The organism is Roseateles sp. GW821-FHT02E12, assembly GCF_059421665.1.
Window position 1 is genome coordinate 731,294 of record NZ_JBWKVK010000004.1, and the last position, 16,851, is coordinate 748,144.

A 16,851-nucleotide genomic window follows, 5' to 3' on the forward strand; every position below is an offset into this window, starting at 1 on the left:
CGCGCCCATGAAATACACCGCCTTCAAACTGGCCTTCCCGCTGATCCTTGCCGGCCTGGTGTCGGCCACTGCCGTCGCGGCGCCCAAGAAGCCGTCCAAGGCCTCGGCCCCAGCCCCTGCCGCGAAGAAGACCGCCCAGGAGATCCTGGCCGCCTCGCCCGCTGGCGACTGGCGCGCGCTGGACCCGGACAACACGCTGCTGATGCAGCTCCCCGCGGGGCAGGTCATCATCGAACTCGCGCCGCGCTTCGCGCCGGCTCATGCGGCCAACATCCGTGCCCTGGCCCACGGTGGCTACTGGGACGGCCTGGCCATCCTGCGCGTGCAGGACAACTTCGTCACCCAATGGGGCGACCCCAACGGCGAAGACGCCACCAAGGCCAAGCCGCTGCCGGCCGGCGTGTCGCCCAAGCTACCGGCCGAGTTCTCGGTGCCGCTGGACCGCGTTGGCAAGGCCGCCGGCTTTGCCAAGCTGGCCGATGTGGACGGCTGGGCACCGCGCACCGGCTTTGCGCAAGGCATGCCCGTGGCCGCCGACCCCAAGGCGGGCAAGGCCTGGCTGGCCCATTGCTACGGCATGGTCGGCGCCGGCCGCAGCGATGCGGTCGACTCCAGCAACGGCACCGAGCTCTACGTCGTCATCGGCCAGGCGCCGCGCGGCCTGGACCTGAACATCACCCTCGTGGGTCGCGTGCTCAAGGGCATGGAATTCCTGTCCGCCCTGCCCCGCGGCACCGCGGCCATGGGCTTCTACGACAAACCCGAGCAGCGCACCGGCATCGACCGCGTGCGCCTGTTGGCCGACGTGCCGGCGGCCGAGCGGCCGGCCCTGCAGGTACTGAAGACCGAGTCCGCCACCTGGACCCAACTGCTGGACGCCCGGCGTTACCGCGGCGGCTGGTTCGTCCACAGCCCGGGCCACATCGACATCTGCAGCGCCAGCGTACCGACGCGGCCCGCGCCTTAACCGCCCAGCCAGAGTGCGGTGCGGTAGGTGATGAACGAGGCCAGGTAGGCCAGGCCGAACAGATAGGCCGTCATGATCAGGGGCAGCTTGTAGCCCCCGGTCTCGCGCTTCACGGCAGCCAGCGTGGCAATGCATTGCGGCGCGAACACATACCAGGCCAGCAGCGACAGCGCGGTCGCCAGGCTCCAGCTCTGCGCGATCAGCGGTGCCAGCGCCTGGGCGGCGTCGTCGCCGGTGGCAGACAGCGCGTAGACCGTGCCCAGCGCGCTGATGGCCACCTCGCGGGCTGCCAGCCCCGGCACCAGGGCCAGGCTGATCTGCCAGTTGAAGCCGATGGGTTCAAAGATCTTGGCCAGGCCCGCGCCCAGGTAGCCGGCCACGCTGTACTGGATGGGAGCACCCGTGGCGCCTTCCGGCGGCGAGGGGAAGCTGGACAGCAGCCACAGCGCAATCGTCAGCACGAGGATGATGCCGCCGACGCGCTTGATGAAAATCATCGCGCGCTGCCACAGCCCGATGGCGATGGAGCGCGGGTGCGGCCAGTGGTAGCTGGGCAGCTCCATCATCAACGGCCGCACGAGGCGGCCCGTGTTCGTGAAGCGCTTCAGCAGCCAGGCCACGGCCAGCGCGCCCAGGATGCCGGCGAGGTAAAGCCCGAACAGCACCAGGCCCTGCAGCTCGACGCCCGCCACCTCGCGGTGCGGGATGAAGGCGCCAATCAGCAACGCGTACACCGGCAGCCGTGCCGAGCAGGTCATCAGCGGCGCAATCATGATGGTGACGAGCCGGTCGCGCGGGTTGGAGATCGAGCGTGTGGCCATGATGCCGGGGATGGCGCAGGCAAAGCTCGACAGCAGCGGGATGAAGCTGCGCCCCGACAGGCCGACGCTGCCCATCAGCCGGTCCAGCAGCAGCGCGGCGCGCGGCAGGTAGCCCGACTCCTCCAGCAGCAGGATGAAGAAGAACAGGATCAGGATCTGCGGCAGGAAGGCCAGCACGCCGCCGGCACCGGCGATGACGCCGTCGACGATGAGGCTGTGCAGCCACCCGTCGGGCAGCCAGTGGCCCACCTGCGCGCCTATCCAAGCCATGCCGGCCTCGATGAGGTCCTTGGGCGGCTCGGCCCAGGAGAACACGGCCTGGAAGAGCAGGAAGAGCAGCACGGCCAGGATGACGGAGCCGGCCACCGGGTGCAGCAGCACGCGATCGACGCGGTCGCTGGGCAGCGTGGGCAGGTCCTGGTCCAGGTGCAGCGCGCGCAGCATGGTCTTGACGGTGACGTGGTCGTCCACGTGCTGCTCGGCCGCCACCGCGATGGGCGCGCCTTCCCAGACCTCGGGCTTGTCGAGCAGCGCCCGCAGTTCGTCCAGGCCTTCCTTGTGGATGGCGACGGTTCGCACGACGGGCAGGCCGAGCTGGGCGCTCAGGGCGGCGGCGTCGATCTTGAGCCCGCGGCGCGCGGCCAGATCAGCCATGTTCAGCGCGACGACCACCGGCAGGCCCATGCGACGCACGGCCAGCAGCAGGCGCAGGTTGCGGCGCAGGTTGGTCGCATCCAGCACGCAAATGACGAGGTCGGGCCGCTTCTCGCCCTTGGCGCGGCCTGCCAGCACGTCGCAGGTCACGCGCTCGTCCGGCGAGCGGGGGTGCAGGCTGTAGGTGCCGGGGAGGTCCAGCAGGCGCAGCGCCTTGCCGGCGGCCGAGACGAGCCGGCCTTCCTTGCGCTCGACGGTGACGCCGGCGTAGTTGGCCACCTTCTGGTGGCTGCCGGTCAAGCCGTTGAAGAGGGCCGTCTTGCCGCAGTTCGGGTTGCCAACCAGCGCAACCAGCTTGCCGCCACGGTGGACATGGATGACTGCATCAACCATGACGCAACGTCACGGCGATGCATTCGGCTTCGGCGTGGCGCAGCGCAAACGTCGACTGCCCGACGCGCACCACCAGGTTGCCCGTGCGCTGGGCGCCACGGCGCAGCACGCGCACGGCCTCGCCCGGCAGGAAGCCCAGGTCGGCCAGCCAGGCGGCCCATTCGGGCGAATGCTGGGGAGCACTGACCTGCTCGACGGTCAGCGCCTGCCCGGCTGGGGCGGCGGCGAGGCTGGAAGGCAGCGGCTCGGACATGGGCGGGTCGACAGGCGGTCGCTTCGATGAGAATGATTCTCATTGTACGCAGGCCAACCCCCTCCATACCGCGGGAACGGGCTTTGCCCAGCAGAGTTTTCACGCGCGGCTACCCGTTCAGGGGCTCAGCGCGGATTCAACCGGTCCAGCAGCAGGTCGCAGGCCTTCAATGCCTTGGCGAAATCCAGCCGTGCCACGGCCGTTGAAAGCTGAGTCATCTCAGGGCCCAGCGCGTCGGCGTGGGCGGCGCAGAGCTGCTCGCTGGCAGCCACCGAGCGCATGTTGCGCTCCACCAGCAGCAAGCGCAGCCGGCGCAGAGACTCCAGCGGGTCGCCGCCGGCAGACTCGGCCGGAGCAGCCGTAGCAACCGGAGCGGGCGGCGCCGGCACCACCACTTTCGCAAGCGCGGCCAGGCTTTCGCCGAGCAGGGCTTGCACCGAGGCCAGATCAACCGTCTCGACCTCGCCGCCATCGCGCAGCGCCAGTTCTTCCCGCCCTGTGGCCTCGGCCAGCGCACTGGCGCCAACGGAACCGGCCAGGCCGCGCAAGGTGTGCAGCACGCGCAAGGCGTCGGCCCGGCTGCCCTGCGCCAGATGGTGCAGGAGCGCATTCATCTCTGCGGGCACGTCCTGGGCAAACGACTGCACCAGCCGCTCATACAACGCCCGGCGCCCCCCCAGGCGCTGCAGCGCGGCTTCGGTCTCCAGCAGCGGCGTCTCGGCAGGCGCTGGCGCCGGGGCGGTAGGCTGCGGAGCAACGGGCCCGACAAGCCGGCGCAGGCAGGCGACCAGCTGTTCCAGGTCCACGGGCTTGGACACGTGGTCGCGCATGCCCGCGGCCAGGCAGGCCTGGCGGTCGCCCTCCATCGCGTTGGCCGTCATCGCGATGATGAGGCTGCCGGGGCGGCGCGCGAGGATGCGCTGCGTCGCCTCGAAGCCGTCGATGTCGGGCATCTGCAGGTCCATCAGGATGGCGTCGTAGTCGGGCTCGGCGACGAGGGCCAGATGGGTGCCCTCCACGCCGCCGCCGGCCAGCGTGACGACGGCGCCCTCGCCTTCCAGCAACTCCTGGGCAACCTGCTGGTTGAAGCCGTTGTCCTCCACCACGAGCAGGCGCATGCCCACCAGACGCTGCTCCGCGGGCCCCGCACCCTGCAACTGCGCAGGCAGGCCGCGCGTGGCCTCGGCAACCGCGTCGTGCAGCATCGAGGCCGTCACGGGCTTGACGAGATAGCCACCCAGGCTCTGGATGTCATGCTCGCTGCGCTCGGCCAGCAGCTCGCGGCCGTGGGCCGTGACCATGATGATGACGGGCGCATCGGACTCGTGGCTGTCGCGGATCCGGCGCGACGTCTCCCAGCCGTCCAGCCCCGGCATGCGCCAGTCCATCAGGATGAGCTCGTAGTGCGGATCGCCGCGCTCGGCGGCCTCGTGCACCAACGCCAGCGCCTGTTCGCCGCTGGCCGCCAGGTCGCAGTCCCAACCCAGGCTCTCGCCAATGCCCTGCAGTACCTCGCGGGCCATCGGGTTGTCGTCGACGATCAAGACCTTGAGGCCGCGCTGGGCCACATCCGCCTCGCCGCTGCCGGCGGACGCGGCCTCCATCGCCAGCTCGAAATGGAAGCGGCTGCCTTCGCCAACGCAGCTGTCCACCCGCAGCTCGCCGCCCATCAGCGCCACCAGCCGCCGGCTGATGGCCAGGCCCAGGCCGGTGCCACCGTAGCGCCGCGACGTGCTCTGCTCGGCTTGGCTGAAGCCGGCAAAGATGTGATCGAGCTTGTCTGCCGGGATGCCGATGCCGGTGTCGCTGACCTCGAAGCGCAGTTGAGCCTGCCCGCCCTCGTCGCCCAGCAGCGTGAGGCCCAGCACCACCTCCCCACGTTCAGTGAACTTGAGCGCATTGCCGGCCAGGTTGAGCAGCACCTGGCGCAACCGGGTGGAATCGCCGACGAGGGCGCTGGGCAGGCGCGGGTCAAGGCGGAACAGCACCTCGACGTCCTTGGTGCCGACGTTGGCCGACAGGATGACGGCCAGCTCGCGCATGAAGTCGCTGAGCTCGAAGCGGTGCGGGTCCAGCTCCATCTTGCCGGCCTCGACCTTGGAGAAGTCCAGCACGTCGTTGATGACCGCGAGCAAGGCCTGCGCGGCCGTGCGGGCCTTGCTCGCGTAGTCGAGCTGGCGGGGCGACAGCTCGGTGCGCAGCAGCAGGTTGAGCATGCCGAGCGCACCGTTCATCGGCGTGCGGATCTCGTGGCTCATGTTGGCCAGGAAATCGCTCTTGGCCTGGCTGGCCGCCTCGGCCGCCACGCGGGCCCGCACCAATTCCACCTCGGCGCGGTGGCGCTCGGTCACGTCGATGAGCATCTGCACGACGTTGACGAGGCGGCCGCGCCGGTCGCGGATGGCGCTGGCGCTGCCGTCGGCGAAGAGTTCGCCGCCACCGGGCAACGCAAAGCCGCGCTCAAAACGGGCATGGTCCAACCGCGCGTTGGCCAACCGGGTCAGCTCGCCACCCAGCACGCGGCCGGGGCGGAAGTCCGGCAGGTCGGCCAGCTTCGAACCACGCAACTCGCCAGCCTCACGGCAGAGCATGGCCGTCAAGGCCTGGTTCACGTCGAGGATGATGCCCTGGGCATCGCACAGCGCGATGCCGACCTGGGCCCGCTCGAAGACACCTCGGAACCGCTGCTCACTGTCGTTCAGCGCCCGCGTGCGCTGCTCGACCCGGGCCTCCAGCAGCTGCTTCTCGACAACCAGCTGATCGGTCATGCGGTTGAAGCCGCGCGCCAGCTCGCGGAACTCGCTGAAGCCACACACCGGCGCACGCTCGTCCAGCTTGCCGCCCGCGATGCGGGCGACGGCGCCGCTGAGCATCTCCACCGGCTCGACGATGCGCCGGCGCAGCAGCAGGCTCAGACACGGCGCCAGCAGCAAGGCCAGGCCGAGTGCCACCAGCAGACGGTCGCGCAGCGCGCGTGCCGGTGCGAAGGCCTCGGCCGCGTCGAGGTTGACGGTGATGCCCCAGTCCAGCGCCGGCAGGTAGCGCCAGGAGGCCACAACCTCGACGCCCGCGTAGTCGCGCATCAGCCCGCTGCCGCTCTCGCCGCGCAGGCCGCGCAGAGCCGGCGGTGCGTCTGGCGCGGTCAGGTCCATCACGCCGGTCAAGGTCTGGCTCGGCGCGCGCTTCAGGTCGTTGATGAAGACCGCCTTGTTGCCATCGCGCCGCGCCAGCACCGTTTCGCCGGCCAGCGCCAGGCCCGAGCGCTCGGTCGCGACGCGCAGCAGCCGTTCGAGGTCCAGCTGCACCACGACGCTGCCCAGCACGCGGTCCTCGACGACGACCGGATGAACGAGAAAGAGCGTTGCCGCCTCCTCGCCGCGCAGGCGATGCACCGATGTCAGCTGCGGATCGAGCTGGCCCATGGCACGGCGATGGGCGGTGAACAGCTCGCTGCCCTCGAAGGCGCCGCCGTCCAGGCGCGCCAGTTCCGGCGTGGAGCCGGCCGGGGCCTTCATCGCGAAGCTGATGCGGCCATCGGGCTGAACCAACAGCAGGTTGAGGTACTTGCCGGTGTCGTAGAGACGCTCGAAGAAAGCCCGGCTGGCCGCGGGCACCCGCGTCGCGACGGCGTCACCCCGCTGCACCAGCAGCGCACCGGTATCGCCAGCCTGCGCAACCAGACGGGCGTCGACCTCGACCTCGTTCAGGTACTCATTGATCTCGTGGACCTTCTTGCGCGAGATGACGACCAGCCCCTCGGTCACCGTCTCGCGCAGGCGCTGCTCGAAGCTGGAAAGCTGCCAAAGCCCCACCAGCCCCAGGGGCAGCATGGACAGCAGCATCAGGCCCAGCAGCAGCACCGGCCCGACGCGCCAGGCCCGGCGCGTCGATTCGATGGGAACCGGTGCCGCGGTGCTCAATGCCGCACCCTTCGCGGCGCGTGCTGGCCCGCCCAGCGGGAGCTGAGCCTCTTCGGGCGGCAACGCGGCGCTCACCGCCCCACCTCGGCGCGCGACATCACGGTCGTCCAGTGCTCGGTCGAACGGAAGTTCGGCCAGGGCTTGGGCCGGATATGGCGCGGCAGCAGGAAGACCTCGCCGAGCTCACCGCCCGGCTTGACCTGGGCGATGCGCAACTGGCGCCAAAGATGGCGGCTCTGGCTGTCGACCGCCGCGAAGCCCTGGGGCGCAAACACCGTCTGATGCAGCACGTTGGCATTGACGACGTCGGTCTGCGGGCTGCCGACCTCGCGCACCGCGGCGGCCCACAGTTGCACGCCGACGTAGGCTGACACCGCCGGGTCGCCGGCCTGGGCCGCCTCGCCCTGGCTGCGCCGCAGCCGCGCGAGAAAGGCCTGGTTGACCGGCCCGGGCTGGGACTGCAGATAGCTCCAGGCCGCGAAGTGCCGGTCGAGCCGGCCACCGTCGAAAGCCTTCATCTCGGGCTCGGCGGCGCTGAAGGACATCAGCGGCAGGTCGGTGAGCGCGGCTGCCACGAGGGCATCGAAGAAGGCCTGGTTGCTGTCGCCGCTGATGGTGCTGAGAACGACATCGGGCTGGAGCTTTTGCAGGTCGGCCATGACGGCGCCCATGTCACTGCCGCCCAGGGGCACATAGCGCTCACCCAGCACCTGGCCGCCGCCCAGCGCGATGAAGTCGCGCAGCACGGCACCCAGGCGGCGCGGGTAGTGGCTGTCGGTGCCGACCAGGTAGATGCGACGGCCGAAGCCGTGCATGGCCCAGTCGGCTGCCGGCAGCGCCTGCTGGTTGGGGGTCGGGCCGGTGTAGATGATGTGCGCCGACTGCTCCATGCCCTCGTGGGCCAGCGGGTAGAAAAGCAGGTGCTGGTGAGTCTCGACCACCGGCCTGACGGCCTGGCGGCAGCTCGACGACCCGCAGCCGAACAAGGCCACCGCGTGCTCCACGCTGATGAGCCGCTCGGCCGCAGCCGCGGCCACACGCGCGTCGGAGCGCGAATCCTCGATCTTGAGCTCGACGCGTCGGCCCAGCAGCCCGCCGCCGGCGTTGATCTCCTCCACCGCCAGCTTGACGGCCGCCACCAGCGGCGCCTCGCTCCTGGCCGCGGGGCCGCTGAGCGCCTGCAGCAGGCCGATGACGATGGGGCTGCGCCCGGCTTCGGCCGAGGGCCGTTGCATGAAATAACCTGCCAGCACCAACAGCAGGATCACCAGCAGTGGCAGGCCGCCCAGCAGTGCCAATCGGGCCCGCAAAGGCTGCATGTCAGGGCCTGTGGGCACGGCGGGACCTAGCCCGCGGTGCGCCGCGCCTCGGGCGAAATCATCGGCAGCGTCAGCCTGACCGTCGTGCCCACGCCGGGCGTGGACTCGACCTGGATCTGGCCACCCAAGGCGAACGTCACGAGGTTGCGCACGATGTACAGCCCCGGCTCGGTGCGGTTGAGCCCGAAGCGCGTCGAGAAGAAGGGGTCGAAGACGCGGCCCAGCATGCCGGGCGGGATGCCGATGCCATGGTCTTGCACGGTGATGACGAGTTGGTCGGTGCCCAGTGGCCGCACGCGCAGATGCACCTCGCCACCGGCCTCGCGGTAGGCGTGCTTGATGGCGTTCTGGATCAGCGTCGTCAGCACCTTGGCCAACGCGCCGCGGAAGCTCAACAGGTGCGAATCGTCGCCCGCGTCGAGCTCGCAGCGCACCTGGTGGGCCTCCAGCGCCGGCGCCAGGCCGGCCACGACCTCATGCACCAGCTCCAGCAGCGAGAAGCTGCGGCGCTGGTCGCCGAAGTTGTCGGCCGTGGACTGCAGGAAGGAGTCGACGATGGACAGCGTGCGCTGCAGGTTGGACAGCACCAGGCCGACGCTTTCCTCGCTGACGCGCAGATGCTTGTCCAGGTCGCTACGCTTGATGGTGCTGGTGTTGGACAGGCCGCGCAGATGGGTCAGGTCGTCCTGCAGCGTGCAGGCCGAGATCAGCGCGTTGCCCAGCGGCGAGCTCAGCTCCTGGGCAATGCCGGAGATGGTGCGGCCGACCGAGGCCAGCTTGTCACGCTGGAAGAGCTCGATCTGCGAGCGCGCGAAGCTCTCCGACGCCAGCTTGAGGGCCAGTTGCGTCCGCACCCGCGCCTTCACGACGACGTCAACGAAGGGCTTGGGGATGTAGTCGACCGCGCCGTGGGCAAAGCCCTCGGCCTCGTCGTCGGCGCTGCCCTGCACGGTCACGAAGATGACGGGAATGCCACGCGTGCGCGGGTCGGCCTTCAGGCGGTCGCAGACCTCGTAGCCACTCATCTCGGGCATCAGCACGTCGAGCAGGATCAGGTCGGGCAGCTGCTGTGCGCAGTAGGCCAGAGCCTCGGCGCCGCTGGTAGCCATGGACACCTCGCATTCGTCCACCAGCAGTTGGTAGAGCGCGTGGATGTTGCTCGGCTGGTCGTCGACTACAAGGATGAGCGGCATGGCGAGTCAGGATAACCGCAGCCTCAAGCCCCACGCCACGGGTGCGCCCTGGGCTTTCCCCAGGGGCAACGTTGCAAATCCATCGCACATTTGGCGCATTGCCCACTCCCATAATCGGCCTATCCCACACCATCGCCCAATGCCCCAGCGCCCGCTCACGCTCGGTCTTCTCTGGCTTGCCATGGCGGCGCTGCTGGTGCTTTTCCCGCTGCTTTGGAGCCTGCGTGGAGCCGGCGGCACGGCGGTCTACGCCGCGCTGGTGATTAATGCCCTTCTGATCCCGCTGCCGCCCTTGTGCCTGTCCGCATTGCGCCGTGGCGTCGATGCGGCCGAGGCGCACAAGGCGGCCACCGAGGCGAAGAGCCGCTTCCTCGCCCAGCTCAGCCATGAACTCCGCACCCCCATGAATGCCATCATGGGCATGAACCAGCTCGCCCTGCAGACCCAGCTCACCGCCGAGCAGCGCGACCTGCTGACCAAGGCCGACGCCGCCTCGCGCATGTTGCTCAGCCTCGTCAACGACGTGCTCGACGTCTCCAAGATCGAGGCCGGCCAGATGCAAATCGAATCCCTGCCGCTGCGGCTGGAGGATGTCGTCGCCCAGGCCATCGAGCTGGTGCGGCCGGTGCACGGCAATCCGGCCGTGGCACTCGTCTGCGACTGGGCCGACGCCAGCCTGCTCGGTGCGCGCGGCCAGTTGCGGGGCGACGCGCTGCGCCTGCAGCAGGTGCTCATCAACCTGCTGTCCAACGCGCTCAAGTTCACGCCCTCGGGCCAGGTCCTGCTGCGCCTGTCCGCCCACCCCGGCGAAGAGCCGGGCCGCGTGCCGCTTTTCATCACGGTGCAGGACAGCGGCATCGGCATGAGCGCCGAGCAACTGGCCGGCCTGTTCCACGAGTTCAGGCCGGGCGACGCCTCCATTCCGCGGCGCTACGGTGGCACGGGCCTCGGGCTGACCATCACCCGCCGCCTCGTCGAGCTGATGGGCGGCACGCTGGATGTGCAGAGCCAGCCTGGGCAGGGCAGCAGCTTCGAGATCCGCCTCGCGCTGCCGCTGGACCCGCTGGGCACGCCGCCAGCGCCGCTGCCAGCCCAGCGCCTGCTGCTCGCCAAGGCCCATGCCGACGGCCGCGAGGCAACGCTGACCCTGCTGCGCCACCTGGGCCTCGGCCCCGGCCTGGCCGCCAGCACCCATGTTGCCGGCACGCTGACCGCGTTGGCCGAAGCCCGCCAGGCCGGCCGGCCCTTCGACTGGCTGTTGCTGGACTGGCTGCTGCCCGGCCCCGGCGCCACCGGTGCCGAGCTGCTGGCCCAGCTGCGCCGCGAGTACCCGGCGCTGCGCATTGCGGTGCTGAGCCCGCCTGGCTGGGATGACGAGCCGTCGCAGGCCCGCGCCTTCGGTGCCCGCGCCTTGTGCCAGAAACCCCTGCTGGCCGGGGAGCTGCGCCGCCTGCTCAGCGACGTGCCGGGCAACCGGCCCGCCAGCGTCGATGCGCATTCCCTGGCCGGCCTTCGGGTGCTGCTCGTCGAGGATCACCCCATCAACCAGGAGATCGCGTTGCGCCTGCTCAGCAGCCGCGGTGCCCAGGTGGACGTTGCAGGCAACGGCCAGGAAGGCCTGGACCGGCTGCAGGCCGGCGGCCCCGAGGCCTACGACCTCGTGCTGATGGACCTGCAGATGCCCGTGCTCGACGGCCTGAGCGCCACGCGCCGGCTGCGCGAGCTGCCCGGCTTCGAGAACCTGCCCGTGCTCGCGATGACGGCCCATGCGTTGGCCGAGGAGAAGGCCCAGTGCCTGGCCGCCGGCATGCAGGGCCACATCGCCAAGCCGCTGGACGTGGCCCGCCTCGTGCGGGAGCTGCAGATCTATCGCCCGCTCACCAGGCCTTCGACGCCACTTTCGGCATTGCGCCCAACGCTGGACCTGCAGCTCGGCCTGCGCCAGTTCGACGGCCAGTCGGCCCTCTACCGCCGCACGCTGAAAGGCTTTGCCGACCAATACGCCGATGGCCTGGCGGCCTGGCCCGGCTGGCTGCACGGCGGCGACTGGATCGAACTGCGCCGCGCTGCCCACACGCTGCAGGGCCTGGCCGCAACGCTGGGCGCGCAGCCGCTGCACCAAGCGGCCCTGGCGCTGGAACGCAGCGCCGCCGATGCCGACGCGGTCAATGCCGAACCACAGCTGAACGCGGTCAAGGCCGGGCTGGCGCTGCTGCAGGCCGAGATCGAGGCCGCCCTGGCCCACACCTGGGATGGCGCGGCACCACGACCCCAGGGGCCCGGCAACGTGGACGAGTTGCGCCGCCTGATTGCCCAGAGCGACAGCCGGGCGCTGGACTGGTGGCAGGCCCACGGGGCCTACAGCGGCCTGGCGCCCGCGCAGCAGCAGCGCGTAGACCAGGCGCTGGCCGCGCTGGACTTCGACGCCGCCGCCGTTGCGCTGAACCGCCAGCAGCAGGGTGGTGCATGAGGGCACCGGCCATCGTCGTCCTGGGCCCGTTCGGCACGCGCTGGCTGTTCACCGTCATCGTCGCGTCAGCACTGTTCGCCTGGGCCAGCGAGACCGCCATGGGCGTCATCGAGCCCAGCGACCGCATCGCCTACCCGCTGATCGCCACCACCTTCACGGTCCTGGCCCTGCTCGTCTGGCGCCTGCCTGAAAAGCTGCGGCTATGGCAGCGCGCCGGCGTCACGCTGCTGGCGCTGTACTTCAGCCTGACCATGTTGGTCTTCACGCTGCGCCCCGACCCGGGGCCCGGCCTGTACACGCTGGGCAGCTTTGCGCCCTGGGCCATGGGTGGCAGCCTGCTGCTGTTCACGACCTGGCGCGCCCGCGAGGCGCTGCTGATCTCGCTGAGCCTGCTCGTCGTCATGCTGGCGCCGCCCACGCTGCTGCGCTTCTTTGGCTCGCCGCCACCTTGGCTCATCGAGGGTTGGCCGCTGATCGCCAACCTGGCGTTGTGCCAGACCATGTTCTGCGTGGCGCTGTGGGGCCTGTCGCGCCAGCTTTCGCGGCTGACCCAGCTCGCGCCGGCCGCTGGCGCCCTCGCCACGACCGACGATCTGGTCACGGCCCGGCTGGCCGAGCTGGAGCGCTCACGCGCCGCGGCCGAGGCAGCGTCGCGCGCCAAGTCCGACTTCCTCGCCAACATCGGCCACGAGATCCGCACGCCGATGAACACCGTGCTGGGCCTCACGAGGCTGCTGCTGCAGGGCCGCCTGCAAGCCGACCAGCGCGGGCATCTGCAGGAAGTGGCCAAGGCCGGCGAGTCCCTGGTCAGGCTCATCGACGGCCTGCTGGACTACGCCGACCTCGACGCGGGCCGCATGCAGCTGGCCGCCGACCCCTTGCACCTCGAACAGCTGCTGGCCCACGCCTTTGACGCCGTGCGCCCGGCCGCCCAGTCCAAGCACCTGGAGCTGCTCTGCGACATCGCCTCGCCCGAGCTGCTGGGCGCAGCCGGCGCGCGGCGCGGCGACGCGGTGCGCCTGACCCAGCTCCTCACCGAGCTGCTGGTCAACGCCGTCAAGTTCACGCCGGCTGGCCAGGTCAAGCTCAGCGCCAGCCTGGACGCCGCCGGTGGCTGGGTGGTGCGCGTGCGCGACAGCGGCGTGGGGCTGGCGCCCGAGCAGCTTGCCCGGCTGTTCACGCCCTTCGCCCAGGCCGAGGCCGGCGCCACGCGGCGCTTTGGCGGCACGGGCCTGGGGCTGGCCATCTGCCGGGCACTGGCCGAGCGCATGGGCGGCACGCTGTCGGCGCGCAGCGCTTCGGGCCGTGGCAGCGAGTTCGAGCTGACGCTGCCGCCAGCGCCCTGCCCCGAGTTCACGCTGCCGCCTGCGCCGCAGGCACGCCGCGTGCTGCTCGTGCAGGCCGCACACAGCGGCGGCCACGAGACGCTGGTCGCGCTGCTGCAGGCCCTGGCACCGGCCACCCGCGTCGACCTGCTCACCCAGGGCCGCCAGGCACTGGCGCGGCTGGTGGCCGTACCGGCCAGCCAACCCTATGACCTGCTCGTCATCGACTGGGTGCTGCCCGACATGGAAGGCAGCGAACTGCTGGCCCGCCTGGCCCAGAGTGGCCCGCCGCGAGCTCGCCGCACCGTGCTGCTGAGCGCGTTCGACACGCCGGTGCTGCGCGAACGCGCCCAGCGCCAGGGCGCCGAAACGCTGTGCGCCAAGCCGCTGCTGCCGCACACGCTGCGCCGCCTGCTGGACGTGGACCGCCCGCTGCCCGTTGACCTGCCCTTGCCCGAGGTGGCCAATCCGACCGTCCCAGGCACCGACCCGGCCACGCTGATCAGCGAACTCGACACCCTGCTCGGCGAAGCGGACAGCAATGCGCTGACGCTGTGGGAGCAACATGAGTCTGCCTTCATCGAGGCCCTGCCCGCCCGCCAGGCCAAGGCCCTGGCCGGCGCCATGCAGCGCTTTGATTTCGACGAGGCCCAGGCCGCACTGCGCGGCGACACCAAGGACGCTAAACAGTCATGACACTGATGCTGCCTGCGATCGCCGCCCCGCCCCCGGTCTCGTCCCAGGCCACGGTGCTCGTCGTCGACGACACGCCCGCCAACCTGACGCTGCTGGCCCAAGTGCTCAAGCCCGACTACCGCGTGCAACTCGCTGTCAGCGGTGCCAAGGCGCTGGAGATCTGCCGCCGCCAGGCGCCCGATCTTGTCGTGCTGGACGTGATGATGCCGGAGCTGGATGGCTACGAGGTCTGCCGCCAACTCAAGGCCGACCCTGCCACGCGCCGGGTGCCCGTCATCTTCCTGACGGCGCTGACGCGGCCCGAGGACGAAAGCGCCGGCTTCGAGGCCGGCGGCGCCGACTTCATCCACAAGCCCTTCAACCCCGCCACCGTGCTGGCCCGGGTGCGCACCCATCTGCAGCTCAAGCTGGCCGAGGACCGCCTGCTGCGCCACAACGCCCAGTTGAGCGGCGAGCTGGACGCACGCCGGCGCGAGGTGGAGCGGCTGCGCGACACGACGCTGTTCGTCATGGTCGGCCTGGCCGAGTTCCGCGACGCCGACACCGGCAACCACATCCAACGCACCCAGGAATACGTGCGCACGCTGGCACAGTGGATCGCTGCCCAGCCCGATGGCCCGGCCGACCTGACCGCATTTGCCATCGACGAGCTGGCCAAGGCCGCGCCGCTGCACGACATCGGCAAGGTGGCCATCCCCGACGGCATCCTGCTCAAGCCCGGCAAGCTGTCGCCCGACGAATGGCGGATCATGAAGACCCACGCCGAGCACGGCGCCGACCTGCTGCAGCGCGCCGTTGACCGCCTGGGCGACGATGCCGGGTTGATGCTGCACTTCGGCAAGCAGATTGCCCGCCACCACCACGAGAAATGGGACGGCAGCGGCTACCCGGACGGCCTGGCCGGCAAGGACATCCCGCTGGCGGCGCGGCTGATGGCCGTGGCCGACGTCTACGACGCGCTCATCAGCGTGCGGCCGTACAAGCAGGCCATGACGCACAACGAGGCCATGGACTTCATCCGCGATGGCGCCGGCAGCCATTTCGACCCGCGTGTCGTCGATGCCCTCAACGCCTGCCTCGAAGAAGTCCAGGCCATCGCATCAAGATGGGCGGACTGAGCCCGCCGCGATAATCCGCCGCCTCATGCAGTCCGGCCCCATCCTCAACATCTCCTGCTACCTCTTCGTCTCGCTGACGGACACGCCTTCGCTGCGCGACCGTCTGCACGCGCGAGCCGAGAGCTTGAACCTCAAGGGCACCGTGCTGCTCGCCGAGGAAGGCATCAATCTCTTCCTCGCCGGGCCGGCCGACGCCGTGAACACGTGGGTCAACGAGCTCCGCAGCGACGCCCGTTTTGCCTCGCTTAGACCGAAGGAAAGCTGGAGTGAGGTGCAGCCTTTCCAGCGGCTCAAGGTCAAGGTCAAGCCCGAGATCATCCGCATGAACCGGCCCACCGTGCGCCCCGACCAGGCCCCGCGCGCACCCGCGCTGGCCCCGGCGACGCTGGTGCGCTGGCTGGACCAGGGCCATGACGACGACGGCCGGGAGATCGTGCTGCTGGACACGCGCAATGGCTTCGAGGTGGACGAGGGCGCGTTTGACGGCGCCGTCGACTGGCGGCTGCACAAGTTCAGCGACTTTCCCGAGGCACTGGCTGCCCATCGCGACGAACTCGTTGGCAAGACCGTGGTGAGCTACTGCACCGGCGGTATCCGCTGCGAGAAGGCGGCCATGGTGCTGGAGGAGCAGGGCCTGACGGCCTGGCAACTGGACGGCGGCATCCTGAAATACTTCGAGGACACCGGGGGCAAGCACTATCACGGCAACTGCTTCGTCTTCGACGATCGCAGGGGCGTCAACGCCGACCTGAGCCCGACATGAGCAACCGATTCGGAGACTGGTCGCTGAAGATCGTCGGCATCCTGCTGATGCTGGCGGCCCTGGGCTTTGCCGTCAGCAAGGCGCCGGACCGCTCGCTGGAAAGCCTGGTGCCGCGCTGGGCGCCGCCGCCGTCGGATTTCGTCGAGCTGGACGGCCTGCTCGTGCACTACCGCGATGAAGGCCCCAGCAGCGATCCGCTGCCCATCGTCCTCATCCATGGCACCGGCGCCAGCCTGCACACCTGGGAAGGTTGGGTCGCCGAGCTGAAGGCCACCCGCCGTGTCATCAGTTTCGACCTGCCCGGCTTCGGCCTGACGGGGCCGAATGCCGACAGCAACTACAGCGACGAGCGCTACGTGGCCTTCGTGCGCAACCTGCTGGCCCGCCTCGGCGTGGGCCGGGCCATCTTGGGCGGCAACTCGCTGGGCGGCGAGATCGCCTGGCAGGTCGCCCTGGCCGAACCGGCCCGTGTCGCCGGCCTCGTGCTCGTCGACGCCGCCGGCTTCGATTTTCAGCCCGATTCCATGCCGCTGGGCTTTCGCATCGCCCGCATCCCAGTGGTGCGCGAGCCCATGCGCTGGCTGCTGCCGCGCCGCGCCATCGAGGAAAGCGTGCTCGACGTCTATGGCGACCCCAGCCATGTCACCGCCGCGCTGGTGGACCGTTATTACGAGCTGACGTTGCGCGAAGGCAACCGTGTCGCCTTGATGCGGCGCATGGACCAGCTCGCACCCGGCCCCTACGCGCGCCTGCCCGAGATCAAGGTGCCCACCCTCATCCTGTGGGGCGAACGCGACCGACTGATCCCGCTGCGCTGGGGCCGCGAGTTCGAAAAAGGCATTCCGAACAGCCGATTGGTGGTTTTCCCGAAGCTTGGCCATGTGCCTCAGGAGGAGGACCCGGCTGCTACCCTTGCGGCCTTGCGCGACTGGCTACCTCAAGTCCAACCTTGATCCCCA

Annotated in this window: 11 protein-coding genes; 6 read left to right on the top strand and 5 right to left on the bottom strand. The window is 70.1% G+C overall.

Annotated elements, in window-relative coordinates; translation table 11 throughout:
• Positions 1-7 precede the first annotated feature (7 nt).
• Complete coding sequence (locus AC07V5_RS26130; RefSeq protein WP_495118546.1) at positions 8-967, top strand: peptidylprolyl isomerase; 960 nt, start codon at positions 8-10, stop codon at positions 965-967.
• Here AC07V5_RS26130 and feoB read toward each other — a convergent pair.
• From feoB to AC07V5_RS26155, 5 genes are all read right to left on the bottom strand, one after another.
• Complete coding sequence (gene feoB / locus AC07V5_RS26135) at positions 964-2,835, bottom strand: ferrous iron transporter B (protein ID WP_495118547.1); 1,872 nt, start codon at positions 2,833-2,835, stop codon at positions 964-966. The two genes, AC07V5_RS26130 and feoB, sit on opposite strands and share 4 nt — an antisense overlap.
• Entirely contained in the window at positions 2,828-3,088 is a 261-nt protein-coding gene (locus tag AC07V5_RS26140; protein ID WP_495118548.1) for a FeoA family protein, read from the bottom strand. Before AC07V5_RS26140 ends, feoB begins: the two co-directional genes overlap by 8 nt.
• A 125-nt stretch (positions 3,089-3,213) precedes the next feature.
• Positions 3,214-7,008 (bottom strand): hybrid sensor histidine kinase/response regulator, encoded by a 3,795-nt coding sequence (locus AC07V5_RS26145; protein ID WP_495118549.1) that lies wholly within the window; start codon positions 7,006-7,008, stop codon positions 3,214-3,216.
• A gap of 71 nt (positions 7,009-7,079) precedes the next feature.
• Positions 7,080-8,345 (bottom strand): urea ABC transporter substrate-binding protein, encoded by a 1,266-nt coding sequence (locus AC07V5_RS26150; RefSeq protein ID WP_495118550.1) that lies wholly within the window; start codon positions 8,343-8,345, stop codon positions 7,080-7,082.
• A gap of 8 nt (positions 8,346-8,353) precedes the next feature.
• On the bottom strand, positions 8,354-9,520 hold the full coding sequence (locus tag AC07V5_RS26155; RefSeq protein ID WP_495118551.1) for a response regulator: 1,167 nt from the start codon (positions 9,518-9,520) through the stop codon (positions 8,354-8,356).
• Between the two features lie 139 nt (positions 9,521-9,659).
• On the opposite strand from AC07V5_RS26155, the gene AC07V5_RS26160 reads away from it, so the two are divergent.
• The 5 genes from AC07V5_RS26160 to AC07V5_RS26180 are packed head-to-tail and all read left to right on the top strand — an operon-like array spanning position 9,660 to position 16,845.
• The gene (locus tag AC07V5_RS26160; protein ID WP_495118552.1) at positions 9,660-11,990 is read left to right on the top strand and encodes a response regulator; all 2,331 of its coding nucleotides are present in this window, start codon (positions 9,660-9,662) and stop codon (positions 11,988-11,990) included.
• Positions 11,987-14,011 (top strand): ATP-binding response regulator, encoded by a 2,025-nt coding sequence (locus AC07V5_RS26165; protein ID WP_495118553.1) that lies wholly within the window; start codon positions 11,987-11,989, stop codon positions 14,009-14,011. The genes AC07V5_RS26160 and AC07V5_RS26165 overlap by 4 nt, the downstream gene beginning before the upstream one ends.
• A complete protein-coding gene (locus tag AC07V5_RS26170) occupies positions 14,008-15,129 on the top strand; it encodes an HD-GYP domain-containing protein (RefSeq protein ID WP_495118554.1) in 1,122 nt (373 codons plus the stop codon). Before AC07V5_RS26165 ends, AC07V5_RS26170 begins: the two co-directional genes overlap by 4 nt.
• 25 nt (positions 15,130-15,154) lie before the next feature.
• Positions 15,155-15,892, top strand: coding sequence for a sulfurtransferase (locus AC07V5_RS26175; RefSeq protein WP_495118555.1), 738 nt, complete (start codon positions 15,155-15,157; stop codon positions 15,890-15,892).
• Positions 15,889-16,845 (top strand): alpha/beta fold hydrolase, encoded by a 957-nt coding sequence (locus AC07V5_RS26180; protein ID WP_495118556.1) that lies wholly within the window; start codon positions 15,889-15,891, stop codon positions 16,843-16,845. The genes AC07V5_RS26175 and AC07V5_RS26180 overlap by 4 nt, the downstream gene beginning before the upstream one ends.
• The last annotated feature ends 6 nt before the right edge of the window (positions 16,846-16,851 follow it).

Excerpts from the sequence above, each read along its gene's own strand:
- feoB (WP_495118547.1), bottom strand. The coding sequence starts at position 2,835 with ATGGTTGATGCAGTCATCCATGTCCACCGTGGCGGCAAGCTGGTTGCG.
- AC07V5_RS26165 (WP_495118553.1), top strand. The coding sequence starts at position 11,987 with ATGAGGGCACCGGCCATCGTCGTCCTGGGCCCGTTCGGCACGCGCTGG.
- AC07V5_RS26140 (WP_495118548.1), bottom strand. The coding sequence starts at position 3,088 with ATGTCCGAGCCGCTGCCTTCCAGCCTCGCCGCCGCCCCAGCCGGGCAG.
- AC07V5_RS26160 (WP_495118552.1), top strand. The coding sequence starts at position 9,660 with ATGCCCCAGCGCCCGCTCACGCTCGGTCTTCTCTGGCTTGCCATGGCG.
- AC07V5_RS26180 (WP_495118556.1), top strand. The coding sequence starts at position 15,889 with ATGAGCAACCGATTCGGAGACTGGTCGCTGAAGATCGTCGGCATCCTG.
- AC07V5_RS26170 (WP_495118554.1), top strand. The coding sequence starts at position 14,008 with ATGACACTGATGCTGCCTGCGATCGCCGCCCCGCCCCCGGTCTCGTCC.
- AC07V5_RS26130 (WP_495118546.1), top strand. The coding sequence starts at position 8 with ATGAAATACACCGCCTTCAAACTGGCCTTCCCGCTGATCCTTGCCGGC.
- AC07V5_RS26175 (WP_495118555.1), top strand. The coding sequence starts at position 15,155 with ATGCAGTCCGGCCCCATCCTCAACATCTCCTGCTACCTCTTCGTCTCG.
- AC07V5_RS26155 (WP_495118551.1), bottom strand. The coding sequence starts at position 9,520 with ATGCCGCTCATCCTTGTAGTCGACGACCAGCCGAGCAACATCCACGCG.